The organism is Litorilituus sediminis (genome assembly GCF_004295665.1).
GTDB lineage: Bacteria > Pseudomonadota > Gammaproteobacteria > Enterobacterales > Alteromonadaceae > Colwellia > Colwellia sediminis.
The window spans coordinates 96495-122806 of sequence record NZ_CP034759.1; the positions used below are offsets into that span (position 1 = coordinate 96495).

The 26312-nt window shown below is 39.5% G+C and carries 23 protein-coding genes; 13 read left to right on the plus strand and 10 right to left on the minus strand.

Annotated features, from left to right (window positions below):
- The first annotated feature begins 1 nt into the window (after position 1).
- From lpxK to kdsB, 3 genes are all read left to right on the plus strand, one after another.
- Entirely contained in the window at positions 2 to 1045 is a 1044-nt protein-coding gene (lpxK, locus tag EMK97_RS00410) for a tetraacyldisaccharide 4'-kinase (RefSeq protein ID WP_130598397.1), read from the plus strand.
- 77 nt (positions 1046 to 1122) lie between these two features.
- Complete coding sequence (locus tag EMK97_RS00415; RefSeq protein ID WP_130598399.1) at positions 1123 to 1314, plus strand: Trm112 family protein; 192 nt, start codon at positions 1123 to 1125, stop codon at positions 1312 to 1314.
- 10 nt (positions 1315 to 1324) lie between these two features.
- Complete coding sequence (gene kdsB / locus EMK97_RS00420; RefSeq protein ID WP_130598401.1) at positions 1325 to 2131, plus strand: 3-deoxy-manno-octulosonate cytidylyltransferase; 807 nt, start codon at positions 1325 to 1327, stop codon at positions 2129 to 2131.
- Between the two features lie 87 nt (positions 2132 to 2218).
- Here the strand turns inward: kdsB and ubiT are convergent, their stop codons facing one another.
- On the minus strand, positions 2219 to 2806 hold the full coding sequence (ubiT, locus tag EMK97_RS00425; protein ID WP_246028844.1) for a ubiquinone anaerobic biosynthesis accessory factor UbiT: 588 nt from the start codon (positions 2804 to 2806) through the stop codon (positions 2219 to 2221).
- A 169-nt stretch (positions 2807 to 2975) separates the two neighbouring features.
- Here ubiT and ubiU point away from each other — a divergent pair, with 169 nt between their 5' ends.
- The 4 genes from ubiU to EMK97_RS00445 all read left to right on the plus strand — a co-directional run bounded on the left by ubiU (position 2976) and on the right by EMK97_RS00445 (position 6902).
- Positions 2976 to 3971 (plus strand): ubiquinone anaerobic biosynthesis protein UbiU, encoded by a 996-nt coding sequence (gene ubiU, locus EMK97_RS00430; RefSeq protein ID WP_130598403.1) that lies wholly within the window; start codon positions 2976 to 2978, stop codon positions 3969 to 3971.
- 46 nt (positions 3972 to 4017) lie between these two features.
- A complete protein-coding gene (locus EMK97_RS00435; protein WP_130598405.1) occupies positions 4018 to 4899 on the plus strand; it encodes a U32 family peptidase in 882 nt (293 codons plus the stop codon).
- Positions 4900 to 4953: 54 nt separating this feature from the next.
- On the plus strand, positions 4954 to 6108 hold the full coding sequence (locus tag EMK97_RS00440; RefSeq protein ID WP_130598407.1) for a ribosomal protein uL16 3-hydroxylase: 1155 nt from the start codon (positions 4954 to 4956) through the stop codon (positions 6106 to 6108).
- A 173-nt stretch (positions 6109 to 6281) separates the two neighbouring features.
- A complete protein-coding gene (locus EMK97_RS00445) occupies positions 6282 to 6902 on the plus strand; it encodes a CCXG family PEP-CTERM protein (protein ID WP_170176688.1) in 621 nt (206 codons plus the stop codon).
- 127 nt (positions 6903 to 7029) lie between these two features.
- On the opposite strand, the gene EMK97_RS00450 is transcribed toward EMK97_RS00445, so the two are convergent.
- Positions 7030 to 10230 (minus strand): HD domain-containing phosphohydrolase, encoded by a 3201-nt coding sequence (locus EMK97_RS00450; protein ID WP_130598411.1) that lies wholly within the window; start codon positions 10228 to 10230, stop codon positions 7030 to 7032.
- Positions 10231 to 10441: 211 nt separating this feature from the next.
- Between EMK97_RS00450 and EMK97_RS00455 the strand changes: the two genes are divergently transcribed.
- Positions 10442 to 11143 carry a pseudouridine synthase gene (locus tag EMK97_RS00455; RefSeq protein ID WP_130598413.1) on the plus strand — a complete coding sequence of 234 codons (702 nt, stop codon included), beginning with the start codon at positions 10442 to 10444 and terminating at the stop codon, positions 11141 to 11143.
- A gap of 66 nt (positions 11144 to 11209) precedes the next feature.
- Here the strand turns inward: EMK97_RS00455 and EMK97_RS00460 are convergent, their stop codons facing one another.
- Entirely contained in the window at positions 11210 to 11542 is a 333-nt protein-coding gene (locus EMK97_RS00460) for a hypothetical protein (protein ID WP_130598415.1), read from the minus strand.
- Between the two features lie 318 nt (positions 11543 to 11860).
- Between EMK97_RS00460 and EMK97_RS00465 the strand changes: the two genes are divergently transcribed.
- The 3 genes from EMK97_RS00465 (at position 11861) to EMK97_RS00470 (ending at position 13400) form a co-directional block, all read left to right on the plus strand.
- Positions 11861 to 12361: a hypothetical protein gene (locus EMK97_RS00465; protein WP_130598417.1), complete on the plus strand. Its 501-nt coding sequence runs from the start codon at positions 11861 to 11863 to the stop codon at positions 12359 to 12361.
- On the plus strand, positions 12361 to 12549 hold the full coding sequence (locus EMK97_RS18965) for a hypothetical protein (RefSeq protein WP_170176689.1): 189 nt from the start codon (positions 12361 to 12363) through the stop codon (positions 12547 to 12549). The genes EMK97_RS00465 and EMK97_RS18965 overlap by 1 nt, the downstream gene beginning before the upstream one ends.
- 89 nt (positions 12550 to 12638) lie before the next feature.
- The gene (locus EMK97_RS00470; RefSeq protein ID WP_130598256.1) at positions 12639 to 13400 is read left to right on the plus strand and encodes an IS5 family transposase; all 762 of its coding nucleotides are present in this window, start codon (positions 12639 to 12641) and stop codon (positions 13398 to 13400) included.
- Positions 13401 to 13511: 111 nt separating this feature from the next.
- Here EMK97_RS00470 and lhpI read toward each other — a convergent pair whose 3' ends face one another.
- From lhpI to EMK97_RS00490, 4 genes are all read right to left on the minus strand, one after another.
- Positions 13512 to 14459, minus strand: a complete 948-nt coding sequence (gene lhpI / locus EMK97_RS00475) for a bifunctional Delta(1)-pyrroline-2-carboxylate/Delta(1)-piperideine-2-carboxylate reductase (RefSeq protein WP_130598419.1) — start codon at positions 14457 to 14459, stop codon at positions 13512 to 13514.
- 80 nt (positions 14460 to 14539) lie between these two features.
- Positions 14540 to 15625: a M24 family metallopeptidase gene (locus EMK97_RS00480; RefSeq protein ID WP_130598421.1), complete on the minus strand. Its 1086-nt coding sequence runs from the start codon at positions 15623 to 15625 to the stop codon at positions 14540 to 14542.
- 21 nt (positions 15626 to 15646) lie between these two features.
- Complete coding sequence (locus tag EMK97_RS00485; RefSeq protein WP_130598423.1) at positions 15647 to 16714, minus strand: proline racemase family protein; 1068 nt, start codon at positions 16712 to 16714, stop codon at positions 15647 to 15649.
- Between the two features lie 2 nt (positions 16715 to 16716).
- The gene (locus tag EMK97_RS00490; RefSeq protein WP_130598425.1) at positions 16717 to 18486 is read right to left on the minus strand and encodes an MFS transporter; all 1770 of its coding nucleotides are present in this window, start codon (positions 18484 to 18486) and stop codon (positions 16717 to 16719) included.
- A 265-nt stretch (positions 18487 to 18751) separates the two neighbouring features.
- On the opposite strand from EMK97_RS00490, the gene EMK97_RS00495 reads away from it, so the two are divergent.
- A complete protein-coding gene (locus EMK97_RS00495; RefSeq protein ID WP_130598427.1) occupies positions 18752 to 19222 on the plus strand; it encodes a c-type heme family protein in 471 nt (156 codons plus the stop codon).
- Positions 19223 to 19236: 14 nt separating this feature from the next.
- Complete coding sequence (locus EMK97_RS00500) at positions 19237 to 20391, plus strand: sensor histidine kinase (protein ID WP_130598429.1); 1155 nt, start codon at positions 19237 to 19239, stop codon at positions 20389 to 20391.
- Positions 20392 to 20399: 8 nt separating this feature from the next.
- Here the strand turns inward: EMK97_RS00500 and EMK97_RS00505 are convergent, their stop codons facing one another.
- The 3 genes from EMK97_RS00505 to mfd form a co-directional block, all read right to left on the minus strand.
- Positions 20400 to 20690, minus strand: a complete 291-nt coding sequence (locus tag EMK97_RS00505) for a DUF1244 domain-containing protein (RefSeq protein WP_130598431.1) — start codon at positions 20688 to 20690, stop codon at positions 20400 to 20402.
- A 70-nt stretch (positions 20691 to 20760) separates the two neighbouring features.
- Entirely contained in the window at positions 20761 to 22389 is a 1629-nt protein-coding gene (locus EMK97_RS00510; RefSeq protein WP_170176690.1) for a CsiV family protein, read from the minus strand.
- 72 nt (positions 22390 to 22461) lie between these two features.
- The gene (mfd, locus tag EMK97_RS00515) at positions 22462 to 25986 is read right to left on the minus strand and encodes a transcription-repair coupling factor (RefSeq protein ID WP_130598435.1); all 3525 of its coding nucleotides are present in this window, start codon (positions 25984 to 25986) and stop codon (positions 22462 to 22464) included.
- Positions 25987 to 26312 lie beyond the last annotated feature (326 nt).

Sequence of the window (26312 nt, forward strand, 5' to 3'; positions counted from 1 at the left end):
TATGCGATTAATAGAAAAGGTTTGGTTTAAGCAACATAAGGCGAAGTACGTATTAGTGCCGTTACTGCTGCCATTAACGCTATTGTTTTACTTAATAACGACAGTGCGCAGGCTGTTCTTTCGCCTCGGTTTCATTAAATCTGTGCAATTATCAAAACCGGTTATTGTCGTGGGTAATATTGGCATTGGCGGTAATGGCAAAACCCCTATGGTGCTAAGCCTTGTGAAAATGCTTAAAGCACTTGGCTTTAATCCTGGTGTTATATCTCGTGGCTATGGCGGACAAGCGCCATATTATCCATTTTTATTAGATGAGCACAGCACGGCTGAGCAAGCAGGTGATGAGCCAATATTAATTTATCAGCGTTGTCAGGTGCCATTAGCTGTTGGTAGTGATCGCATAGCGAGCGCACAAGCATTAATTGATAAAGGTTGTGATGTCATTATCAGTGATGATGGTCTTCAACATTATCGCTTACAACGAGATATTGAGTTAATTATTGTTGATGGTAATAGGCTTTTTGGTAATGGCTTGTTATTACCCGCGGGGCCGCTTCGTGAAGGTGTTAGCCGATTAAGCGAGGTGGATTTAGTTGTGGTTAATGGCGGGCAAGCGTTAGATAATTCATTACATAATGCACTGGCAAGCTGCCAAGAGAAAACGATTGCGATGTCATTGCTGGCAACGGATGTAGTGCAGCTAAAAACGGGCAAGGTTTTATCAGTTAAAGCATTGAGAGATAAATCAGTTAACGTCAATGCTGCGGCTGGTATTGGCGATCCGCAGCGCTTTTTTAATACCCTATCAAACTTAGGCTTTGAGCTTGATATACAACAAGGCTTTGTTGATCACCACAGTTTTTGCCTTGATGATTTTATTCACTATGACGATAATACTCCGCTACTTATGACAGAAAAAGATGCGGTAAAGTGTCGCCATTTTGCCCAAGATAATTGGTGGTACTTGCCCGTTGAGGCAAGCTACTCAGAAGAGCAGCAAGCACAATTACTACAACTTTTAACCACTAAGCTTAAACTTGACTAAAGTTTCGTAAGCTTAGCTAAGTTAACGCTTGTGATGTTAGATGATATTAAGAAAATAATTTATTAAAGAGAATGACTATGGCTTTTGATACAAAATTAATGGAAATTTTAGCGTGCCCAGTATGTAAGGGAAAGCTTGAGTACAACAAAGAAGCGCAAGAGCTAATATGTAATTTTGACCGTTTAGCTTACAGCATAGAAAAAGGTATCCCTGTGTTATTGGAAGCAGAAGCACGTAAAATAGACACAACTGACACAAGTGCTAGCTAGGGAGCAGAACATGACCGAGGCTATTCCTTCATTTGTGGTTGTTATTCCTGCAAGGTATCAATCTTCGCGCTTACCGGGTAAAGTGCTTGCCGATATTCAAGGCAAACCTATGATTCAATGGGTGGTTGAAAAAGCACAGCTAAGTGGCGCACGTAAAGTGATTGTCGCAACCGATAATGATGAAGTTGAGCAGGTAGTAACGGGCTTTGGTGGGGAGGTATGTAAAACACGTGCCGATCATCAATCTGGTACTGAAAGGTTAGCTGAAGTGATGTCGCTTTATCAGTTTGATGATGATGAAATTATTGTCAATGTTCAAGGGGATGAGCCATTTATTCCACCTGAGAATATTCGTCAGGTAGCGAAAAATTTAAGCGCGCAAACAAGCAGTGAAAATATTGCGCGCATGTCGACACTTGCCATTAAAATTCACAGTGTGGAAGAAGCATTTAATCCTAATGCGGTGAAAGTGATTACCGATCAAAACGGCTATGCCTTGTATTTTTCAAGAGCGACAATTCCTTATGATAGAGAGCGCTTTTTAACCGCTCAAGCCAGTACAGATAAAGATATTAAAGCCATCGGGGATTTTTATTTGCGTCATGTGGGCATTTATGCGTATCGTGCAGGTTTTATTAAAGATTATGTTAGCTGGCCGGTCAGTGAATTGGAGCAAATAGAAGCGCTAGAGCAACTTAGAGTGCTTTATCAGGGGGAAAAAATTCATGTGGCTGTGGCATCAAGTAATGTGCCAGTTGAAGGGGTAGATACCCCAGAAGATCTTGCCAAAGCAAGAGAGTACGCGGCAAGGCTCTAGCTGTATATCTGCTATGTGTTGAAAAGGCTTTGTATTTTAGGTGTTAATAATAGAGCACTTAAGTACAAAGCCTTTTTTATTGAGCGCTTATTGTTGAGCAGATTTTAGGCAATCTTGTGTGTTTTGGATAAAGTTAGCGCTAAATTCAACTAAGTTATGCACTGTGCTAGGTAGCTGGTCAATATCTATGGCATCAATCAAATTTTTAACTTCTAAACCAAGCTCGGTATCGCCTTCAATCTTTAATCTACGCTGAAAAAATAAGGTATCCGGGTCTTGTTTACGCCCAGCAATCAGGATTAAATCATCACCATTAGCGCTAAAACTGACATCTTCTTGGATAGCCGCATCGGGTGAGGCCATAATTAATCTGTCGTGATCATAGCTGAGCCACCAGTTTAAACCTAAGTCAGTGACTGATATCTTAAGCCATTTGTCTTGGAGAAACTCAAAGTCACCGTCTTCTAACGCTTCCCTAAACACCGATGATAATGCTGGAATTAAGGCTGATTTTTGCGCACTAAAAGGCAGTAAGCTAAAGCTTGGCTTTAATATTTTAGGCATGATATTGATGATATTTGCTCTAAGTTTTAGTGGTAAGCGTTGTTCAATCGTGTCTAAGGTATCTTTACTCGGGATGATGTTATTTATAAGGGCGAAGGAAGTACTCAACACAGGCAGTCTCTAATTAAACTTACAATGGCAAGAATTCTAGCAATTCATTAGAAAATTAACCTAATGCAGATCAAGTTTTCTTTAATACATATCAATAAAGCAGTTATCGTTAAACTTTACACTAAACGCCATTTTTCAATGCTCTGCGAGAGTAAATCTGGAGATAAATGTGGAGTTACTTTGTCCTGCGGGTAATTTACCTGCGCTAAAAACTGCCATAGATAACGGTGCTGATGCGGTTTATATTGGCTTAAAAGATGACACTAATGCCAGACATTTTGCTGGCCTTAATTTTAACGATGGTAAACTTGCCAAAGCCGCAGATTACGTACATGAGCGCGGTAAAAAATTGCATGTGGCGATAAATACTTTTGCTCATGCTGATGGCGAAGAGCGCTGGCGTAAGGCGGTTGATAATGCGGTTGCCATTGGTACTGACGCATTAATTATTGCCGATGTTGGTGTACTTGATTATGCCGCGAATAAGTACCCTGATGTTGAACGCCATGTGTCGGTACAAGCTTCAACCACTAACCTTGAAGCGATAAAGTTTTTTAAAAATAATTTTGATGTTGATCGTGTGGTATTGCCACGGGTGCTTTCAGTTCAGCAGGTAAGACAATTGGCAAAATCTAGCCCTGTCTCTTTAGAGGTATTTGCCTTTGGTAGCTTATGCATTATGGCTGAGGGGCGATGTTACTTATCTTCTTATATGACAGGTGAGTCGCCTAATACTGTAGGCGCGTGTTCCCCAGCTAAATATGTGCGCTGGCAAGAGACAGAGCAAGGGTTAGAGTCGCGCTTAAATAATGTCTTAATTGATCGATACCAAAGTGATGAAAATGCCGGTTATCCAACCTTATGTAAAGGTCGTTTTGAAGTTGATAACAATGTCTATCACGCACTAGAAGAGCCAACCAGCCTGAACACGTTAGAGCTGATTCCTGAATTAATTGCTATGGGCATTGTTTCGGTAAAAATTGAAGGCAGACAGCGAAGCCCAGCTTATGTTGAACAAGTAGCAAAAACGTGGCGTATGGCACTTGATAGATATAAACAAAGCCCTGAAGACTTTGCCGTGGAAGGTGCTTGGATGAATACCTTAGCAAACTTATCTGAAGGCTCACAAACCACCTTAGGTGCTTACCATAGAAAGTGGCAATAAATGCTAAGTGCGTGCTGATACTCAATTACATCGTATAGGAAAAAACATGAAATTTTCTCTTGGCCCTAGTTTATTTTTCTGGCCTAAAGCGCAAGTTGAAGACTTTTACCATAAAGCAAAATCTTCAAGTGCAGACATTATTTATCTTGGCGAAACCGTATGTTCAAAGCGTCGTGAATTAAGAGCCAAAGATTGGCTAAATCTTGCTCATGAAGTCGCGAAAGACTGTAATAAGCAAGTGGTTGTGTCAACCATGACATTATTAGAGTCACCCGCTGAAATTCAGGTCCTTAAACGACTTTGTGATAATGGTGATTTTCTTGTTGAAGCCAATGATTTAAGTGCCGTGCAAATTATGCATGATCTTAAAATGCCGTTTGTCGCAGGGCCTGCGATTAACTGTTATAACGTTTCCACACTAAAAGTGCTTTTAAAACAAGGCATGATTCGTTGGTTGATGCCAGTTGAATTATCTGGTGATTGGTTAAAAACCTTGCTTGAGCAAGCAACAGAGCAGGGGATACGTGAGCAGTTTGAGTGTGAAGTCTTTTCATGGGGTTATTTACCTTTAGCTTACTCAGCACGTTGTTTTACCGCCCGCTCAGAAGATAGAGCAAAAGATGATTGCCAATACTGCTGCATTAACTATCCGCAGGGACGACGCATGAACAGTAGGGAAGGAGAAAAAGTCTTTGTGCTTAATGGTATTCAAACTATGTCAGGATACCAGTATAATTTGATTAATGAGCTGAGCTCGCTTCAGGCAATGGGAGTTGATATTGCCCGCATTAGTGCTGATAGTGAGCAAGCATTTGAGCAATTAGATAAGTTTAAAGCGCAATTAATAGAGCCTGTTAACTACCCACTTGATGGTGTTAATGAATGTAATGGCTTTTGGCATAAAATTGCTGGTATGTCGATTGCCTAATTTTGCTTATTTCAGCTGATTAATGACCTTACTTTTCAAGAAAATGAGACTTTCATGTACGTTTTAGATTTAGCACAGTTAACGCCGCAAGCGTTTTTAGATGAATATTGGCAGAAAAAGCCTGTAGTTATTCGCCAAGGTTTTAAAGATTTTCAAGATCCGATTAGCCCAGATGAAATGGCGGGCTTAGCCATGGAAGAAGAAGTGCAGTCTCGCTTAGTTTATAAGGAAGAGGGCAAGTGGCAAGCTAAGTTTGGCCCTTTTGAAAGCTATGAGCATCTGGGGAATGAAAATTGGTCTTTGGTGGTACAGGCCCTTGATAACTTCTCAGAAGAAGCGGCACAGCTTATTGAGCCATTTCGCTTTATTCCGCATTGGCGCTTAGATGATTTAATGGCAAGCTTTGCAACCCCAGGCGGTAGTGTTGGTCCACATATTGATAATTATGATGTCTTTATTTGCCAAGGCTCAGGTAAAAGGCGATGGCGTGTAGGGGATAGAGGCCAACATACTGAATTTGCTGCCCACGAAGCTTTGCTCCATGTTGAGCCTTTTGAAGCGATAATCGATGCAGAACTCGAGCCTGGAGATATTATTTATATTCCCCCTGGATTTCCACATGAGGGTATTACCCTTGAAACTTCAATGAGCTTTTCTGTTGGCTTTAGGGCTAATGCGGCGGTGAATTTATTAAGCGGTTTTGCTGATTATCTTATTGATAATGAGCTTGGAGGGCAATTACTTGAAGATCCTGATAGAAAAGTTGTTGAACACTCAGGTGAAGTCAGTAAAGCAGACTACCAAAGCATTAAGGCGCAAATACAGGGCTTACTTGATGATGAGCGCTTATTTGCAAGCTTTGCCGGTAAGTTTTTAACCTCGGCAAAACATGAATTAGATATTATGTTACCAGAGGAGCCATTTACCTTAGAAGAGGTTAGCCAGTTATTAACGAGCCATGCGTTTAAGCGATTAGGTGGTTTACGTGCTTTTTATTTAGCGAATACCATTGAACAGGGGATTTGTTATATTAATGGCGAACAAGTTGAGTTCTCTGTTGAAATCATACCTGCGGTTAAATTATTGTGTGATCAGGTCACGGTAGAGCCTGAGGAATTGACTCAGTGGTCGAGCAATTTAGATTTCATCAATTTAATGAAAGATTTACTTGATCAAGGTTATTGGTATTTAGCTGAAAGCGAAGCTTGATTATTGATTTAATGTCCAATAACTGGTTGATGACTGTCAGATTTCTTTACATATCAATTTGCTTGTATTTTAAACATGTTTAATTTCATAAGCTTATAAGTTGGCGTGGTTTTTGCCTTATAGGGCGAGTGATTTTTTTGTCATAATTTTTTTGAATAATGGAAAATGTAGTAATGATTTTAAAGAATATAAAAACACTTTGTGCCACGGCGTTATTACTTTGTGCCAATGCTAGTGCAACGCTAATTACGTTTGAAACTCGTGGTTTAGATCACGATGCGCCAAATCATGGTATCGATAATACTGACTTTATGGCGTCATGGAATGCACAGTTATCGGCAATTACCAGCACTGAATTATTAGACTTTACTCGAGTTCAGTCTGGTAATGACAGTTTTAGCCATGTACAAATCGATTTAAATATTGATAGAGCAAACACTAACTGGATCTTTGAATTAGGTTTAGATGCAGGTTTTGGCGCTGCTGTTTATTTAGATGGTCAACTTGTACAGTCAAGAACTGATGATTTATGGTGGGGATATAACTGGAATAATTCAGATGTTTTCACTGTCGCTTTAAACGACTTAACGCGCGCGAATAAAGTGGTTGATATTTTCTGGGCTGAACATTGTTGTAATGGTGCTAGCTCAATTCGTTTTAAAAATGATGCTAACCAGTGGAATAACTTAAATGTAGCAAGTTTAAATGCTGCAAGTATTCCTGAGCCAACCAGTGTCGCGCTTATTGCCTTAGGTTTATTAGGTTTTGCTTCACGCAAACAGTTTAAGAAATAATAAACGATTAACTTAGTTGATTAGTTGATAAAAAATCCTGCCGAGGCAGGATTTTTTTTGGCTATTATTCTCTATGCAAAACAAGCTCTAACTAAGCCAAGTTAGGCCTAGTTAGGCTTAACTTGCTTTAACTCGCTATGGCTATTTCTTGTTTATTTTTGCGAATATACTGAGCAATATTCACCTTATCTATTTGCTCGTCTTTCATATGTTTTTCGGCGAAATCTAAATAGACTCCCGATGTTAAGAACAGCTCAAATAGATCAAAGTCAATATGCTGCTCTAAGGCAAATTTATGCAAGATATCAATGGCGACACTAAGCGACTTTGCTTTTTTATAGGGTCTATCACCTGCTGTTAGCGCTTCAAAGATATCGGCTATCACTAGCACTCTTTCTGGAATGGATAAATCTTCTGCGCTCAATTTTCGAGGATAACCTGTACCTATCAGGGTTTCATGGTGTGTCGATGCGTATCTGGGGACTCTAGCCAGCTCTTTCGGGAAGGGCAGTTTGTCTAACATCTTAATTGTGCCAATGATGTGCTCATTAATTTTAAACCTGTCTTCGGCGGTTAATGTGCCTCTAGATATAGATAAGTTGTATAGCTCACCAAGATTGTATTGATGTTCAGGAATTGTCATTTTTATGCCTAATTTATCATCAAAGTTTGGTGCATTTGTTCTGGCAATAATATGCTCTGGCTTATCAATTAGCAGGGTTTCTGTTGCTGGCAATGTTGGCTTGCTGCTTTTAAGGTTTAGCTCTTCAACCGGAGATAAGCCTAAGGTATCGTCGAAGTGTCGTTGCCAGGTTATTTTGGCTAGTTCAGTTAAGCGTGCCACCTTATCATCACTCATAAATTCGCCGCCAACATTGGCACTGGCGATAAAGGCAAAATCGTCAGTTAGTTGTTGCTGTTTATCGGCTAATGCTGCGCTTAATTGCTGTTTTTGCTCTGGATTTTTCGCGAGTTGTTGATGAAACTCAATTTCAGCATCACGCCATAACACTTCAAAGCGCATACGGACTTCGTGAATGCGGTTGTAAATAGTTTCAAGCTTTGAACCTTTATCAACTATGTGCTCTGGGGTAATAATTTTCCCGCAATCATGTAACCAGGCCGCGGTTTTAAACTCTCGGTACTCTTCTTCTGATTTAAAAGAAAAGTCCTTAAATGGCGGGCTGTTTGATTCTGCTGCGGCATTTGCTAATGATAAGCCTAAATCAGGAACACGCTTACAGTGATTGCCTGTATAAGGGGACTTATCATCTATGGTTTGGGCAATTAATTGGATAAAAGCATCCATTAACTCTATTTGGCTCTTTTCATGGTGTTGAATAGCGCTAGACATTTCAACTAGAGAGACTGCCAATGCGTCAATTTCTTTAATGTTTGTTGCAACTTTGGTCACGCTTGCATATTGCCTGTTCTTAATTTTTTCATTCTCTTGGGCAAGTTGTTTTATTGGTTTTACTATGGGGCCTGAAAATAGCCAGCTTACCGGTAAAACAAAAAACAGACAGACAGAGGTGATTAGAATAGAAAGCTGCACCTTGGCATTACTGGAAGCAAAAATACTGTCACTTGGCGTTAATATGGCTAAAAATTCACTATGATCGTGGTTTGCAGGAGTTAAGTAAATATAATGTAAGACACCGTCAATCTCTAAGGGGACTAACTGATCATAGCTATCTTTTCGCTCTGTCAGTTGCAAAAGCTCTTTATGGGGCACGACACTTAGCTCTTGTTTTTCAATTTGTTTGTCGCTTAACCACTTATCTTTAAGAAATTGATGTTGCTCAAGGCTAATATGTTTAATCGCCTTGTTAATAATAGCCAATAAATCAGCTCGCGATTTATTAACCATAAAATGTAAATTATGGCTTACCTTGGCAGGTGAAAAATCGATATTGGTGTGGTATTTGATATTTTCAATAAAGAATTGTTTTTGTGTATAGCTAAAAATAATTTCATTATCTAAGCCCGCATAAACTTCACCGTTTGCCACCGCTTCTAGCACAGCTTTGGTTGAGGCAAGCTCAATAATGCTGATTTGTGGAAAATGTGCTTTAACACTTTCTATAATGGACCAGCCAGCAGGTATAGCGAGTTCTTTACCATTAAGTTGTGATAAATGGCTAATATTATTGTCACTCCCTTGGCCTAACTCTTGGGTAATAATAGCGAAGGGGAGTGATAAAAAGCTGTTTGAATACAGGCCGAGTTGGGCATTATTTTTGTTCTTGAAAATAGGTTGTAGGATATCTATGTCATTTTGTTTAAATTTTTCTGTTAGTTCTAACCAACTAAAACCATTAACAAACTTAAAGTTTAAGCCGGTCATTTGGCTAATTAAATTTAAATAATCAATGCTGTAGCCATGTGGGGCTCCCGCCACCGAAAAGTCTATCGGTGCCCAGTCATTTTCATTAGAGACAATAATTTCGCCACTTGACTGCACCAGTTGCTGCTCTGCTACAGTTAATGGCAGTGGTGAGCTAGTTAATGTACTTAGCTGCCTAGTTTGACTTTTATTGGTGGATATAATTTCACCGGATTGCTGAAAAAGGTAAATATCTTTATCTGTTTTGCCTTGCGCATTGAGGCCCTGTTTAGTGAGGTAAGCATCGATTGAAGATAAGGCAATATCAACTGCAAGGGTAATGTTTGTGTTGGGTACTTTAGTTGAATAAGTACGCCCAGGAGCCTGTAAATGCTGAAATAGGTAGGGATCTGTTCTATAAACACTTGCCTGACTGGCATTGACAAACCAAGGCCTTGTCGTGGCATCATAATGGCTTGGCTCTGCACGGCTGGCACGTAACTGCATATTTGCATCGAAATAGTTAAAGGTTCGCTTTCTTTGTTCACCTTGACCATTAATGGTGACGCTTACCCAGCGATCTTTATATGAGGCTTTGATTTGCGCGCGAATTTTCGGGCTGGCTTCTAGATTAATTAATTCATAAAAATCACCGTTATCTAGTCCGATGTAGATAGCATATAAATCGCTATTAGACTTTAAAACTTCGGCAAAGATGTTGTAAGTATCAGGAGCAATTTCATTCTCGGCAACTAGCTCACCAATTTGCGCTAAGATCAGGGTTAAGCTTTCAGCTTTGATATCAGTAGCAAGTAGATGGTTTTTAGTGTTTTTACTGGCTAATTGAAAAAGCTCGCTTGCCGTTTCTGTTGCCATAGACTTACTAAAGTAATACTGAAGGCCAATAGCAACTGTGGCTGTGATTAGGGTCGCCAAAATAAAGATACTGACAACGGTATAGCGAATGGTGTGTTTTTTTAATCGGCGAGGCAAGGTTTTCATTATGCTTCCTTGTAATTGACTGCGCTAATATGGTTATTTTTTATCAATCATAACAATATTTTTTCTTGTCTGTTTATTTTTTATGCTGAGTTTTATTTAATTGCTTTTATAGCTTATTAAATACCTTGGAGAAATGAAAAGTTACTATTGCGCGCACGCGAGCAATGAGGATAATGGCGGTTTAGTATTTATTGTGAAGTAAAAGATTGTAATGCGCCTAGATAAGTTTATTTGTAAAAGCACTGAGTTAAGTAGAAACGAAGCCAAAAAGCTGCTTAAAACAGGTGATGTCAAAGTTAATGGTGAAGTAGCTAAAGATCCTGCGATGCAAGTTCACGAAAACAATAGTATTACTATTGATGGTCACGAATTAGTCGCGCGAAGTTCACGCTATATTATGTTGCACAAAGTCGCCGAAACCATTTGCTCAAATGTTGATGAAATTTATCCGTCAGTTTTACATTTTATAGATGTTGATAAAGCATTTGATTTACACATTGCTGGTAGGTTAGATGCTGATACAACAGGCCTAGTGTTGATTACTGATGATGGCAGATGGTCTCATAATGTTATTTCGCCGAAAAAACAGTGTCCTAAGGTTTATCGTGTCTGGCTTCGTGATGAGATTATGGCAGATGAATTACCTGGCTTAGTCGAGCACTTTAAAGCAGGCATTCAATTGCAAGGTGAAGCTAATTTAACTCGGCCTGCGGTTTTACAGCAAGTGGATACTGATGAAGTGCTCTTAACTATTACTGAAGGTAAATACCATCAAGTTAAGCGCATGTTTGCCGCGGTTGGTAACCGTGTTGTTGGCTTACATAGAGAAAGCATAGGTAATGTAAAGCTTGCCGATTTAGCACCAGGTGAGTGGCGATATTTATCTGAGCAAGAAATTGCACAGTTTAAATAACGATAAAGAACAATAAAAGGCTTAGAAGGAACATTAACGGCAAGTTTCTCCTAAGCCAATACGGCGTTAATGTTTTTTAACGACAAAGTTACTCTCAAGTAATGCCAGCATTTGCTCAACTGATAGCCTTTTCATTTCTAAATGTGAGCTAGCAAAAATATTTCCCTCTTTATCGCCAAAGGCTAAATCAATGGTATCGGGTCTGTCATCATGCATTAACAAGACAAGCTTTTTGTTTTGAGCGATACAATCAATGGTGACGGCATCAGTATTCATGCCTTGTTGTCGAAGCGCTTTGTCAATGATACCAATAATGGTATTTACATCAGTGTATTTTTGATAAAAAAGATCGTTTGCTTTGGCGACGATTTCAGATACTTGCTTTAAAGGTTCTTTCATTTATTACACTCTTTTCATTACACTTTTTCACCAAAGGCGTCTTACTTAACATGATTAGTCACATGTTTATATATGCTTATCGTTAAATACACTTGGTCTATTGGTTTGTATCTCTATGATAACGGGCAATAGGGCGTATTTGGAATTTAATTTCGCCCTTTTTGATATATAACAAATTACTACAGCAAACTGACGAATAAGCACAGTTTTCGTTTTTTCTTACAAATAAACTGTTTCTACGAAGCATATGAGTCATTTCATTTGCTGCTTTCTTACCTTTGATGTGTTTTTTAATTTTCAGCAGATTGACTAGATTTTATGATTAGAAACTTATTTGTCGTAGGCGTTTTAAGCTCATTGCTTATTGCCTGTAACTCCTCTGAGCCAGAGGCAGTACCAGACCCTATTTTAGCCATTAATAACCCCAAGCCTATTGAAGGGGCGATAGCAAGTTGTTTAAGCCTAGAAGAAAAGTTCTCAACCTTAGAGCCAGCAGTAGAGGATTTTTATCTTATTTTTTATCAAGATGGTCACGAGCCTTTTCGCTTAAATTATAAGGCTGAATCACAAAGTGCTCGCTGGCTTGTCTATTTAGATGGTCAGCACTCCAATGCTTTTGTCGATATTTATTACGATCATAACTTTCAAACCTCAATGCCGATTGCACAACTGGGTGAAAATGAAAGAAAAACCAATGCAACCTTTATTTTTATCGATCATCAGGCTAATGGCATTATTAACGGCTGGAGTAGACAAATAATTGATTTATCAACTGAGTGTGTTGATTCCTACGCAGATGAAACTGGCGGAGTACTTTAATGAGCAAAACTAAACGGGCAACATTATTTATTATTGATGGCAAAGAGGCGATGGATATTAATCAGTTAAAACGAACTGAGCTTAGGCAGGCTAGATGCATTCAAGTAAGAAGAGGAACAAGAGCATTAGGTACTCGGGTCAGTGCTATTTTATCGGCGTATGAGGATAAAATTGATTTTATTGATTAGGGGCTGTTGATCTTTCGCGAGTGTTTTTTGAGCGGCATGGTAAAGCGTTATAATTTGCTTCGCCAAAAGTAAACTAACAACTCAATACCATGCCTAGACTAATGCTAACTGATAAGCGGTGGTTAAAGCTACTTCAAGTAATGAAGAGCACTGGCCGCATATACAACAAACCAAAACACAGAATGACGTTTGAGGGGATATTATATCGACTGAGAACAGGCATCCCGTGGCGCGATTTACCAACAGAGTTTGGCGGCTGGAGTAGCATTTATCGTCGCTTTAATTTGTGGTCGAAGAAAGGCTTATTGAATATGCTATTCAATGAGTTAGCCAAACTTTCAGATTATGATTGGGTCTTTCTTGATGGTTCTATAGTTCGAGCACACCAACACAGTACAGGGGCTGCTACTGACAATTCTGAACAAATAGGAAAAAGTCGAGGGGGAAATTCAACTAAAATTCACTTGGCAGTGGATAGTGGTGGTTTGCCAATTTGCTTTGAGCTATCAGAAGGTCAACGACACGACATCGTTCATGCAGAAAGTTTGGTAGCGCAGTTAGATGATGTAAATACCGTAGTTTGTGATAAAGGGTATGACAGTGAGCCATTTCGCAAATTTGTTCGAGAGCTGGGCGGGGTAACGGTTATTGCCAAACGTAATTACGGACAAGACATAGATAAAACAAGCATGGATTGGTGCTTATACAAATATCGTCATTTGGTTGAAAATGCATTTGCGAGAATCAAGCATTTTAGAGCTATTTCAACGAGATATGATAAATTAGGAAGGAATTATGCCAGCATGGTATCGCTGGCATTTATGTTAATGTGGCTACCGATGTACTGCTGAACAAGATATGTACAGCAAAGATCAACAACCCCTAGTGAGTTATTAAGAGAAGGCAGGGGGGCCTTCTCTTAATTAGCTTACTTTATAGTTAAAAAGAGCCTTAACTAACCTCTAACTATTCTTTTTAAATACTAAGTGGGCTGCAATAAGGTCACTAATCGCTGTGCCTACAGATTTAAATACCGTGATTTCCTCATCCGATTGACGAAGCAGATCAGGGTTTTTACACATATCAGCTAATTCACCTACGATATCTTTTGCATTAAATACACCTTCTTCAATAGGAATAAGTATTTCTCCGGCCTCATTTAAGGTATTGGTTAGGCTATCAACGTATACTCTTGCTTTGGTGATTGTTGTGCTGTCACATTCTCGAGCGTTAGGCATATGGTTACCTAAACAATCAACATGAGTGCCAGGGCTTAGTGCTTCACCATTAAATAATGGGCTGTGTGAGCCTGTAGCACAACAGATGATATCGCTACTGGCAACTTCAACATTAACATCTTGGCTTACACGAAAGTTAACGGCAGGGTATTTTGTGCTATAGCTTTCAATTAGCTGGGCAACTTTTTCTTGGCTTCGCCCCCAAATAGTTACTTGCTTGATGTCTCTTACTGATAAATGTGCATCTAATAAATAGCCGGAAAGATTGCCTGTACCAAAAAGCATGAAATTACGGCTATCTGGTTTTGAAAGCAGTTGACTTGCTAAAGCGGAAACCGCCGCAGTACGCCAATAGGTAACACTTGTACCATCAACTAATGCTAATGGCTCACCCGTTTCACGCTTAAATAACATGATTTTAGAAAAAAGCCCTGGAATGTCATGTTTGGCAGCATTGTCGGGAAAATAGGTAAACATTTTGTTGCCAATGACTTCTTCATTCCAAGAAGGAAGCAAAGCAAAGGCATCATGGTTATCGTCGTTCTCTGGTTCTAATGAAAGTACATTGCGCTGTGGCATATGAAACGGCTTAGCAAAACTCGTTTTTAGTAAGGGGATCAGCTCGGCAAAGTTAAGGGATTGCTGTACTTGTTCTGTACTGATGATTTTCATGTTGTTCTCTTGTTAACGCTAATTCAACAGCATTAGAGTACAAGGCTAAGCTTGCCTTGCACTCTAGTACTGCTAAGTCATTATAAAATGATTAACTCTTTTGGTGATTCATTAAGGATTTCAAGACCGTTCTCGGTTAAGACGACATCATCTTCAATTCTTACACCACCCCAATCAGGGATATAAATGCCTGGTTCAACGGTAAATACGCAGCCTAGCTCCATTTTATAGTCACAATGTGGACCGATAAATGGCCACTCATGCAGCTGCAAGCCAACACCATGGCCTAATCCTTCACCACGATATTTACCATATTCACTAGCAATTAAGATATCGTCAGCAATCTTTTGCAATGCTTTACCTTCGATACCTTCTTTAATGGCATCAAGTGCTGCTTGTTGAGAATCTTTTACGGTTTGGTAGATAGACTTTTGTTTTTCGTCAGCTTCAGCAAAGATAAAGGTACGCGTCATATCTGAGCGGTAGCCATTTACCACAGCACCAAAGTCAACCAGAATAAAGTCGCCTCGTTTTAATTTTACTGATGCCGACGGGATACCATGCGGCATGGCAGCACGAGCACCAAATAATAAAATGGTGGCAAAAGAGAGCTCTTCAGAGCCAAGTTTAGCCATTTGATACTCAAGTTCGTTAGATAATTCGCGCTCACTAATGCCTTCTTTCACTAAAGGTAGAATATTAGCTAGGGCTTGGTCAGCAATTTTTGCCGCTTGGCGAATCGAGTCAATTTCATCTTGGCTTTTAACCATTCTAAAGGTTTCAACAATACCGGTTTTGCCAATAAATTCGCTAATATTGGCTTGTTGTTGGATCTCTGCTTGAATTTGTTGCCACTGTTCAACGCTGATGTGATCACTTTCAAAGTTTACTTGTTGACAGTTATCTTTTAGCAATAACTCAGCAATTAATGATGCTAAGCTTTGGTTAGCGCGGTCACGACAAATCACTGTAAATTCAGTTGCTTGTTTTTCGGCTTGCTCAACGTAACGATAATCAGTCAGTAGGTAATTGTTGTGCTCTGTGAACACTAATGTGGCAGCATGACCTGTAAAGCCTGACAAATAGGTGATGTTGATATCACTGAAAATGATCATCGCACTTTGTGACTGAGTGAAGACTTGTTGGCGTAAGCGATTAAGTTTCATAGTTACTCTCTTTAAATTCGTTTATCTTAATAAAAAACCGTATTTTAGTGGATCAGCTTGGTTGATTAACCATTGTGCTTTACCACAAATATGCGCATCGCCTGTGACTTGAGGGATGACAGCATCAAAGCCTGCAAAGTCAAGTTTTTCGATGGCTTTAACATTGAATTGGCTACCTAAAATACTTTCTATAATAATGGCTTGCTCTAGCGCCACTTCTTCTTTGGCAACGTGTAAAGCAATGCGGCCACTAACACCACTGCCAGTAGGGCTTCTATCTAGCTCACCGTCAGCAAAAATACAGACATTACGACTGTGAACATCGGCATTAGGTGATTTATCGATAAAAATAACCCCATATAAAAAGCTTAAATCTTCTTCTACAGGGTGCTCAATAGCCATTTGATTCATCACAGCGGCTTTAATTTTGCGGCCATAATCAATTAAGGTCTCTTGGTTTTTAGGCTCGAGTGATAAATTGAGCTTTGCAGCATCAACGTAGGCGTAAAATGCGCCGCCAAAGGCAACATCAAAATCAACCTTGCCAATACCATCAACATCAACACTTTGCTCTTTTGCTAAAACAAAAGATGGCACACAGTTAAAGGTTACCTGAGTAATAATATTACCTTCTGCAAAGGCTTTGGCAAAAATTTGCCCACAAGGTACATCAATAACAACCTCGGTTACTTGACCTGTTTGCTCAACCACACCCGACTCAACAGCACACTTCGCTAGGGCAATTACCGCATGGCCACACATGGTGCTATAGCCTTCGTTGTGGATAAAAATAGCACCAAAATGGCTATTTTCTCGTTCTGCTTCAGTAATAATCGCGCCATACATATCGGCATGACCGCGTGGTTCAAACATCAGGGCGCGGCGAAGATCGTCATGGTTTTCCTGACAATCTCTACGTTTTGCTAAAATAGTGTTTCCGGCAAGCTCAGGAAAGCCACTGGTTATAATACGTAAAGGCTCGCCACCTGTGTGACATTCCAGCGTATTGATAGTTTTATAACTTTCTTGCTCAGTGTTTACTTGCCATTGTTCAAATTGCTTGGCAGGGTTTACTTTTCTAATTTGCATGCTTAACTTGCCTCTAACTGTAATTGTTGTTGCTTTTCAATCTCATCAACAAAGTGACGGTTAAATAGATACAAAGCAACACAGGTTACTAGGCCAAGTAAGGCAATAACAGCCCACATTAGCGCTGGGTTATTTAGGTTGACTGCTAATGAGTCATAAAGCCAACCAGATAGTAAGCCGCCAAATAAGTTACCTAATGCCATAGAGACAAAATAGTAACCCATAAACATGGCTGCTTTATCAGCTGGAGCAAATGAAGCAACATACTCTTGACTCTTTGGTGATGCTGTCATTTCACCAATAGCAAAAACAATAACTGAGCAGGCCACTAATAAACCGCCAAAGACAACGGCATGACCAGCACTATTCATTAACATAGAGAAAGATAAAATGGCTGTACCAGCGATTAGCGTTGGTAATGGCTTAAACTTGTCAATAAAACGGCTAATGACTACTTGGAATAATATGATCATTAAAAAGTCTAGACTTAAAATAGTGGCCGGGTTCATTTGTCGATAATCATTCGCCCACTTGCTGGCAAGTTGCTCACTTAATTCTAGGGTTGAGCCTGTTGATTGTTGCACCTGTGCTAAGGTTTCAAAGCTTTGTTTTAATTCTTGTGCTGGAATACGTACATCAAGCGCTGCTAATGTAGTGGTGATTTCTTTCATCGCCCCTTGTGCTTGCTGTAGTTCAATGGTGTTGAACTTTTCTGCTAAACGTGCGATTTCACTGGCTAAGGTTTCTAAGTTAACTGCTGTAAATATGTCATGTAACCATGGGCTGATTGAGTGTAATAGACGCACTAAATCACTGGTATCTACATAATCTCTTACATAAACAGGTAAAGTGATAAAAATTTGTAGGTATACAGTCCAAAAGCCCGTCAAAATCAGTAAGTAAGTCATAAATGGCTTATTACCAACACGCATTTTTTGTAGATACCAAGCGGGTGTTTCATTTGCTTTTGTTGGTAGCTTGGCAATAACTAGGTCCCATAACAGGGCTGAAACAATCAATACTACTGCGATTATTGTTGTTAATTTCCCGCTGGTAATAAAACCTGCGTAGTAAGAGACCAGTAAAATAAGCAGAGGTACAACAGCAAGTGCTAAACGACCATTACCTAAAACCTGTTGCATCTCTTGAAAAACTTGTTTCAATGATTTGTTTTTGGCTTCTCTGCTTGGTTCTTTATAGAAGAACAGTGCAGGTATAAAGTTGACAGAAATCCAAATACAGGCAAAAACAAACACCCATTCCCAGCCGTAGTTCTTTTGCACTATGGGTGCAATTACTGGCCCTAAGAAACCACCAATATTTACCATCATATAGAAAATACCAAAGCCCAAGCCTCGGTTAGTTTCATCGGTTGTTCTACTAATGGTAGCGGTGACGACAGGTTTAAATATACCTGCGCCTAAGGCGATGAGCATAAAGATACTCATAAAACTGGCTAAATCTTTGGCATAGCCTAATAAATAATAGCTAGGCGCCATTAAAGCAAAAGATAACAGGAACATTTTTCTATAACCAAATCTATCTGCTAGCGCACCTGAAATAACAGGAAATAGATATAAGAAAAATGGTACAACACCCATGATTAAGCCACGCTCTGTGTTGCCTAAACCTAAACCGCCTTGTGTAGCTGGGGTCATAATATAACTTGCTAGTAAGGTGTACATACCGTACCAAGCTAAGCGCTCAAATATCTCCATGGTATTGGCGACATAAAAAGCACTCTGAAAAGGAGTTCGTTGAATTTGACTCATAACAATATTTATCTACTAGAATTATAGTATTGTCGATTGTATACAATTTGCGATTGTTTACAAGCAATTTATCAGAGTCTATTCGGTGCCTGTACAGAGGAAAGTGTTATGTTAATTTACGGCTGTTAAAACGGCGTATATATGTCTATCTTTAACTACAAGGTTACTCATTGAAATATGTCGAAATTGTCTTAAGGTTAAAGGACTACGATCTACTTTTACACCAGGCTTAATTGGGCCATCTCACCAGAAATTATAATGTAATATGAATAAACAAAGGACATTGCGTTTTCAAATTATATTCCCCATTGCTATGGCTATGCTGGTTATTGTCTTGCTGGTGAGTTTCACTACGCCAAGTTTTGTAAAAAGAATAATCCAATCTCAAGTCTCACATAATTCGATTAATGCGCTTCAACAGATTAAGACCTTACGTGCTTACTACACGCAGCATATTGTCAAGAAGGTACAAGATAATACTGATATGTTGGTAGCCATTGATCACTACAATAAAAGCGATACCATTCCTTTACCTGCGACTATGATTCATGACTTGAGTGAGCTGTTCGATAAAAATGGCAGCCAATTACGTTTATATAGTCATTACCCATTTCCACAACGTGAGCAACGCCATTTAGATAAATTTGAAGAAAAAGCTTGGTTTGCATTAAATCAACAACCAGAGAAAGTGATTGAAACTTTAGAAATTCAAGGAGATAAAAGTCTTTTAAGGTAGCAATCGCGGATCAAATGCAAGTACAAGCTTGTGTTGATTGTCATAATAACCATCCATTAACGCCTAAAGCTGATTGGCAGTTAGGTGATGTGCGTGGCGTACTTGAAATAAGCACAGATATTACCAAACAAATGGCTTTAGCAGAACAAATTAGTAGTGCTATCGTTATTTTTATTATGTTTGCTTACGTTTTATTAATGGTGATTTTCTTCTTTGTGACGCGGCGTATTACTAAACACGTAAGCTATATTTCCAAAGCTATGGTTGAATTGGGGGATGGCAATGTTGACGCGCAAGTTGATCTGGCTTCATCTACCTTGGAAATAGGGCAAATGGCAAAAGCATTCACCACTTTTAAGCAGGCTTTGTTAAAAACACAGGCACTAGAAAAACGCCAGCAATTAATGGAGTCGGAAAAGATTGATGGTTTAGGGCGAATGCTGGCAAGTGTTGCTCATGATGTCAATACGCCGATAAGTATTGGTATTACTGCGGCGAGTTTAATGTCAGATAAAATAGCGCGTATTGAAGAGCAAATTGCTAAGGGCGAGTTAACTAAATCTGATATGGAAAAATTTATTGCCAGCGCTACTGAGTCAATGCAAGTTGTCTCAAGTAATCTTGTCTCTGCTGGAAACTTAATTAAGAGCTTTAAACAGGTATCAGTTGATCAAATTAGTGAAGAGCAGCGTCAGATTGTTTTATCTGAGTACATTAATGAGATAGTGCATAGCTTAAAACCTCGATTAACTCGAGCTAAAGCGACAGTTTTAGTTGACTGTCAGCAAGATTGTCAGTTTTATACTTACCCAGGTTTGTTATCTCAGGTTGTTTCTAATTTGATCACTAATTCGCTTATACATGGTTTTGGCCAAAAGCCTGGTGGCAAAATTATTATTACCTTAAATGGCAATGCAGAGGGTAATATTAACATTCACTATCAAGATGATGGCATCGGCATCCCTGTGGAACATCAAGATAAAGTTATGGAGCCATTTTTTACCACCAAGCGAGAGCAGGGGGGCAGCGGTTTAGGTTTGAGTATTGTTCATACCATAGTAACGCAAAAGTTAGCGGGAAAAATTAAGCTGGTTAGTAACCAAGAGCAAGGGGTTATATTTGATATTTGCTTCCCGGCAAAGTGTCCTAGCAAGGAAGCAGAGCCATAATAGTGCGATTACTTTTTCGGGTTTAACTGGTTAAATTTCTCTAACTGCTCTGGTGTTGCTGGCAATTGATGTTTTTCTTTCCACTCGCTATATGGCATGCCATAGACTTGCTCTCTGGCTGTTTCAATGTCTATGGTAACGCCAAGCTTTTCTGCTTCACTGACCGTCCATTTACTGAAACAGTTACGGCAAAAACCAGCTAAGTTCATTAGCTCAATATTTTGCACATCTTTTCTACTGTCTAAATGTGCTAATAAGCGGCGAAACACGGCTGCTTGAATTTCAATTTCTTTTTCCATTAGTTTAACCTATTGAATAATGTGTAGTTGTTATATTGTTTTTAATAGTCGTTGCTATAGCTGCAGTTAATTAGCGAACCGCTTGGCTAACGGCTTCATCGGCTGGCTTGCTGGGATCAAAACGACGAATTTGCACTATCATGCCAATGTAAGGATGATCAAAGTAGTGCACCTCACCACTGATAACGCGTCTGTCTTGACTAAAGTTAACCTGCTTATATTGAGTTAACGCTGTTTGATTGCTGTTGCCATCAAGTGAAGTATCTGCAACTGCGATATTAAAGTCAGCGGTGATATATAAGTAGTGATCAAGGTGTACTTTAAACAGCCCGGTTAGCTCCCATGGCTGAATTGGAGGTAATGGCGCCATGAGTAGGTTTTGCTCATTGCCTTTATCTGCCGCTATAGCCCCAGAGTCTTCAGTGGCAATTTCAAGCTGTATTTCTTGACCTAGTTGCTTGATAACGTCTTCGCTATTGCTAGTATCAAGCTGCTTAGCCTGATTAATTAATGCGGCTAGCTTGGCGGAAAATAGCTGCTCGCTCGCTGATGTTTTAGCTTGCTCATCTGGGTTTATTTGCTGTTGCTCTACTTGTTCATCTAGAGCAGGTGCTTGCATAATGTTTGCTTTTACGACTTCATTTTCTTGTAAAGCAAGCGCATATTGGTAGCTATTTAATGCTTGTTGATAGTCATTTTGTAAGTGTTTGCCTGCAAAGAATTGCATTGGTATCGCTTTTGTTCGGGTAATGCCAATTTGTCGCCAGCCTAGATGCATTAATGGTCTGAAATTTTTACTCCAACGTAGGCGGGTGATCATATCGCCAAGTAACAGTGAGTCTTTATTAATTAAGTAAGGGCTAGCATCATTTCTATGGCCACTGGCTGAGATAACCTTAGGTGTTTTTTCGACAGGAAAACCATCTAGCTTAAATGTGCTTAATTGTGCTGGAGTCAGCAATTGGGCAAAGCTGCTGTAAGGTATTTGACATAAGCGGTTACCTTGAGTGTTTGGGAAAGCTTGATAATGTGGTATCGCCTGTTGCTCAAAATAACGCTCTGCTTGTGAAATTAACTTAATTTGCTCAGCAGAAAGTGTTGAGACAAAAACCTCTTTTTCGTCGTTGTTAAAAGAGTCTATTTCAGTTACAGCTTGCGGCTGCTGATTAACTTCCTGAGCCTTGCTTGTAATTTCTTGAGTGTTTGCCTCTAAAATATCAGCCGTTTTTAAAGCCTCAGTCGGCTCAATACCGTTAATGATAAACTCATCAAAGCGGCTATCATCTATGGGCAGTGCTTGACTGGATATATCAGATAAGGACTTTTCCTTAAATAAAGACGCTGATTGAATTAATTCATGCTCTGGTTTTATGCCTGCGTAGATAATACTGTCAGGTGCAAAAAAGAGCTGTTGTCTGTTTGAGCACAGCGGCAGCTTTTGTTTTAGTGAGCTAATATCTGGCTGTAAATAAGATGACAACAGATCAAAAGAGCGTTTGTATTTAGGTAATGCTACAGCCTTGTTAAACTGCTCTTTTAGCAGTGTTTTGTCTCCTAACTGTTGAAATAAAATCACTTCTATTTCAAACCAGCGAGGTGGTTTTTTTTCTGCAGCTGCGCTAGAAAAAGCCATCATGCTTAAACTTGTTGTTAAACAGGTGCTAATAATAAAGGGCATGAAGGCGTTTTTGTGTTTCATTAATCGTCCATTTCGGGCCGTTATATGGATAACGGCACTCATTATTTTTTGTTAAGCAGTATGATGATAGCGTTATTTTGCTAATTCATTCAACAGATTCGTTATCACAGTAAATCTAGCTTGGCTGTCTTCACTGGCTTTAATAAACTTAAGCTTATTGGCACCTTGCATTTTATATTGCGCTGGTTGCGTTTGAATTAAGTTAATTATTGTCATAGGTTCAACTTGAGTATTGTCACTAAATTCAACCGAGCCGCCTTGTGCATTAGCTTCAATACGAGATATACCTATAGCCTGTGCTTTTAAGCGCAACTTAGCAATGTGAATGAGATTTTTTGTTGCCTGAGGCAGTAAGCCAAAGCGATCAATTAGCTCTACTTGAATATCGTCCAGCTCAGTTTTGTTTTTACAGCTGGCAATACGCTTATAAAGGCTAAGGCGCAGGCTAACATCGAAAATATAATCTTCAGGTAGCAAGGCTGGAAGTCGCAGTTCGATATCTGTTTGGCTAGACATGACTTGATCAAGTGATGGTTGCTTTCCTTCTTTTAGTGCTGCCACGGCTTGATCTAGCATCTCCATATAGAGGCTAAAGCCGACTTGGCACATAGAGCCACTTTGATCTTCACCAAGCAGCTCACCAGCGCCACGAATTTCTAAATCATGGGTTGCTAAGGTAAAGCCGGCGCCTAAATCTTCCAGTGAAGCAATGGCATCAAGGCGCTTTTTAGCATCTTTAGTAATGCGCTTTTCATGTGGCGTTAATAAATAAGCATAGGCTTGATGGTGCGAACGACCAACACGCCCGCGTAATTGGTGCAGTTGAGCTAAGCCAAGATGATCGGCTCTATCCATAATAATGGTGTTCGCACTGGGTACGTCAATACCGGTTTCTATAATGGTGGTACAGACGATTACGTTATAGCGCTGGTGATAAAAGTCACTCATGATGCGCTCTAGGTCACGTTCGCGCATTTGACCGTGGGCGGTAATAATGCGTGCTTCTGGCACTAATGCTTGAATATCTGCCGCGGTTTTTTCTATGGTATCGACATGGTTATGTAAAAAATAAACTTGGCCACCACGTAAGGTTTCCCTGAGAATTGACTCTCTAATGAGCGCATCATCTCTTTGTCTAACAAAGGTTTTTACCGCTAAACGTTTTGCTGGTGGTGTCGCAATAATAGATAAGTCTCGCATACCGCCCATCGCCATATTAAGCGTTCTTGGGATCGGGGTTGCCGTTAAGGTTAAGATATCAACATTACTGCGCAGTTGCTTTATTTTCTCTTTTTGTTTAACACCAAATCTGTGCTCTTCATCAACAACAAGTAATCCTAAATCTTTGTACTTTATGCTGTTTTGTAGCAGTTTATGGGTACCGATAAGAATATCAATTTGACCTGATTCAACTTGTGCGATGACCTCATTTTGCTGTTTGGCGGTTTTAAATCGAGATAATACTTCTATGCTCACCGGCCAATTGGCAAACCTGTCTCTAAAGTTTTCATAATGTTGCTGAGCAAGTAATGTCGTCGGTACTAAAATAGCCACTTGCTTAGAGTCGTTAACGGCGATAAAAGCTGCACGCATAGCCACTTCGGTTTTACCAAAGCCAACATCGCCACAGACAAGCCTGTCCATAGGTTTTGGCGAAAGCATGTCGCTCACAACGGCATTAATTGCTTGCTTTTGATCAAAGGTTTCTTCAAAGCCAAAGCTATCGCAAAAGCTTTGATAATCTTCTTTATTTCGATTAAAACTATAGCCTTGATGACTTGCACGTTTGGCGTAAATATCGAGTAAGTCTGCTGCAACATCGCGTACTTTTTCTGCAGCTTTTTGCTTTGCTTTACTCCAAGCGTCATTGCCAAGTTTATGAAGCGGCGCATTGTCGTTGTCGCTACCTGAATAGCGACCGATTAAGTGCAGTGAGGCGACAGGGACATAAAGTTTGGCATCATTTGCATAGCTTAAAGTAAGGAACTCGGTTTTTATATCGCCGGTTTCTAGCGTTTGCAAGCCCATGTAGCGGCCAATACCGTGCTCTATATGCACAACAGGCTGGCCTATTGATAATTCTGCAAGGTTTTTAAATAAGGCATCGGCTTGTATATCAGATGATTTATTTTGACGTCGCTCTTGCCTTACATGATCGCCAAGTAGCTCTGCTTCTGAAATCAGCGCAATAGCATTTTTCGCGGCAACACCTTTACTTTGAAAGATAAAACCATGGCTTAAGGTATTTACTGTAATACCTAAGCTTGCGTCTGATTGAATGAAGTCATCAATACTATCAAACAGTTGCGGCTTAATATCATCACGTAGTAATAGTTCAAGTACGCTTTCGCGTCGGCCTTGGCTTTCGGCAATAAAGAGTATTTTACCTGGAGTGCTTTTATCACTAATAAAATCATTTATCAGTGCAAATGGCTGCTTTAACTTATGGTTAATGGTTAAATCAGGTAATGGAGTAACGTCATAGGTGATTGCGCTAGTTTTACTTTTTTCTGGTGTATCTTCTTGTGCTAGCTCAGTAACTGCTGGCTTAATGGTTATGCGATCAAACGGTTTTAATGCGCTATAAAGTGCTTCACTATCAAGAAATAGCTGCTCTGGTGATAATAATGGTCTGGTTGGATCATAACGCCTGTTTTCATAGCGATATTCTATATCAAGCCAATATTGCTGCAGTGATTTGTCGATATCACCTGAGACAATAATTAAGGTGTCATCATTAAGGTAATCACATAAGGTGTTGGTGCTTTCAAAGAACAGTGGTAAATAATATTCGATACCCGGTGGTAAAATTCCATTGCTAACTTGATGATAAATGGACTCTTTATCTATATTGGTTTTAAAAGCTTCTCGGTATTGGCTTCTAAATAGGTTGATACCGTCTTTATCTGTTGGGAACTCATGTGCTGGTAGTAAATCAATACTATCAACCTTGTCACTTGAGCGCTGGTTTTCTGGGTCGAATAGTCGGATTTCATCAATTTCATCATCGAAAAAGTCTAAACGAAACGGCTGCTTGCTTCCCATAGGAAATAAATCAAGAATAGCGCCGCGAGCAGAGAATTCACCATGCTCCATTACTTGCTCAACACAGCGGTATCCACATGCTTCTAGATTTAATCTGAGCTGATGGAGATCTTTTTTCTCACCAGTTTTCACCTGCAGGCTATTGGCTTCAATATAGTGTTTAGGTGACAGCTTTTGTACTAAGGTGGAAATAGGCACTATGATGATGCCTTTATCCATTCGAGATAATTGATACAAAGTCGCTAAGCGCTGCGAAATGATATCTTGGTGAGGTGAGAAGGTATCATAAGGTAGAGTTTCCCAGTCGGGGAACAGGCAAATAGTTAATTTTTCATCTGACTTAGGCTGAATACTAATAAGCTCTTGCTCAAATTTAAGCGCTGAAGGTGTATCGTGAGTAATTAATAGAATAGGGGATTCAGCTATTTGTGCTGCGTTGAGTATAGCGACACTGGCACTGCTGCCGTATAAATTATGCCAGGTTTTCTTATCAGCATTTTTTCCTTTGCGTTTTGCTAGAATCGGGGTAAGTAGGCTTTTTAATTTACTCATGTGTTCCTTGGTGCTGCTTGTTTTTTGTGCTGCTTAGTCTTGGTGCTGCTGCTTAAGTTTTGTTATTTAGCGTGGCAATTTACTAGCTTATTTAAGAAGGGGCTTATGCCTGTTACTAAATAGTTTTCGGTATTCTAAATAAGGCACAGCTAAAGCGCTAGTCTGATTGTTAGTATATTTTCTTGATCATTGTTGATTTTAGATTTTAGTCAGTATTATCGACTTTTATTTATACAATATATTGACTACGCAAGATTTGTTGTCTAAACCTAAAAGTAGTTACTTTCGTTGTTATGTAATGATTACATTGCGAGTAGCTAAGATAA

Coding starts and splice junctions, on each gene's coding strand:
- EMK97_RS00480 (WP_130598421.1), bottom strand. CDS start 15,625: ATGAAACTTAATCGCTTACGCCAACAAGTCTTCACTCAGTCACAAAGT.
- EMK97_RS00495 (WP_130598427.1), top strand. CDS start 18,752: ATGAATAAACAAAGGACATTGCGTTTTCAAATTATATTCCCCATTGCT.
- EMK97_RS00500 (WP_130598429.1), top strand. CDS start 19,237: ATGCAAGTACAAGCTTGTGTTGATTGTCATAATAACCATCCATTAACG.
- EMK97_RS00435 (WP_130598405.1), top strand. CDS start 4,018: ATGAAATTTTCTCTTGGCCCTAGTTTATTTTTCTGGCCTAAAGCGCAA.
- mfd (WP_130598435.1), bottom strand. CDS start 25,986: ATGAGTAAATTAAAAAGCCTACTTACCCCGATTCTAGCAAAACGCAAA.
- EMK97_RS00485 (WP_130598423.1), bottom strand. CDS start 16,714: ATGCAAATTAGAAAAGTAAACCCTGCCAAGCAATTTGAACAATGGCAA.
- EMK97_RS18965 (WP_170176689.1), top strand. CDS start 12,361: ATGAGCAAAACTAAACGGGCAACATTATTTATTATTGATGGCAAAGAG.
- EMK97_RS00460 (WP_130598415.1), bottom strand. CDS start 11,542: ATGAAAGAACCTTTAAAGCAAGTATCTGAAATCGTCGCCAAAGCAAAC.
- EMK97_RS00445 (WP_170176688.1), top strand. CDS start 6,282: ATGATTTTAAAGAATATAAAAACACTTTGTGCCACGGCGTTATTACTT.
- EMK97_RS00505 (WP_130598431.1), bottom strand. CDS start 20,690: ATGGAAAAAGAAATTGAAATTCAAGCAGCCGTGTTTCGCCGCTTATTA.
- EMK97_RS00415 (WP_130598399.1), top strand. CDS start 1,123: ATGGCTTTTGATACAAAATTAATGGAAATTTTAGCGTGCCCAGTATGT.
- EMK97_RS00450 (WP_130598411.1), bottom strand. CDS start 10,230: ATGAAAACCTTGCCTCGCCGATTAAAAAAACACACCATTCGCTATACC.
- EMK97_RS00440 (WP_130598407.1), top strand. CDS start 4,954: ATGTACGTTTTAGATTTAGCACAGTTAACGCCGCAAGCGTTTTTAGAT.
- EMK97_RS00465 (WP_130598417.1), top strand. CDS start 11,861: ATGATTAGAAACTTATTTGTCGTAGGCGTTTTAAGCTCATTGCTTATT.
- kdsB (WP_130598401.1), top strand. CDS start 1,325: ATGACCGAGGCTATTCCTTCATTTGTGGTTGTTATTCCTGCAAGGTAT.
- EMK97_RS00490 (WP_130598425.1), bottom strand. CDS start 18,486: ATGAGTCAAATTCAACGAACTCCTTTTCAGAGTGCTTTTTATGTCGCC.
- lhpI (WP_130598419.1), bottom strand. CDS start 14,459: ATGAAAATCATCAGTACAGAACAAGTACAGCAATCCCTTAACTTTGCC.
- EMK97_RS00470 (WP_130598256.1), top strand. CDS start 12,639: ATGCCTAGACTAATGCTAACTGATAAGCGGTGGTTAAAGCTACTTCAA.
- EMK97_RS00510 (WP_170176690.1), bottom strand. CDS start 22,389: ATGAAACACAAAAACGCCTTCATGCCCTTTATTATTAGCACCTGTTTA.
- EMK97_RS00455 (WP_130598413.1), top strand. CDS start 10,442: ATGCGCCTAGATAAGTTTATTTGTAAAAGCACTGAGTTAAGTAGAAAC.
- lpxK (WP_130598397.1), top strand. CDS start 2: ATGCGATTAATAGAAAAGGTTTGGTTTAAGCAACATAAGGCGAAGTAC.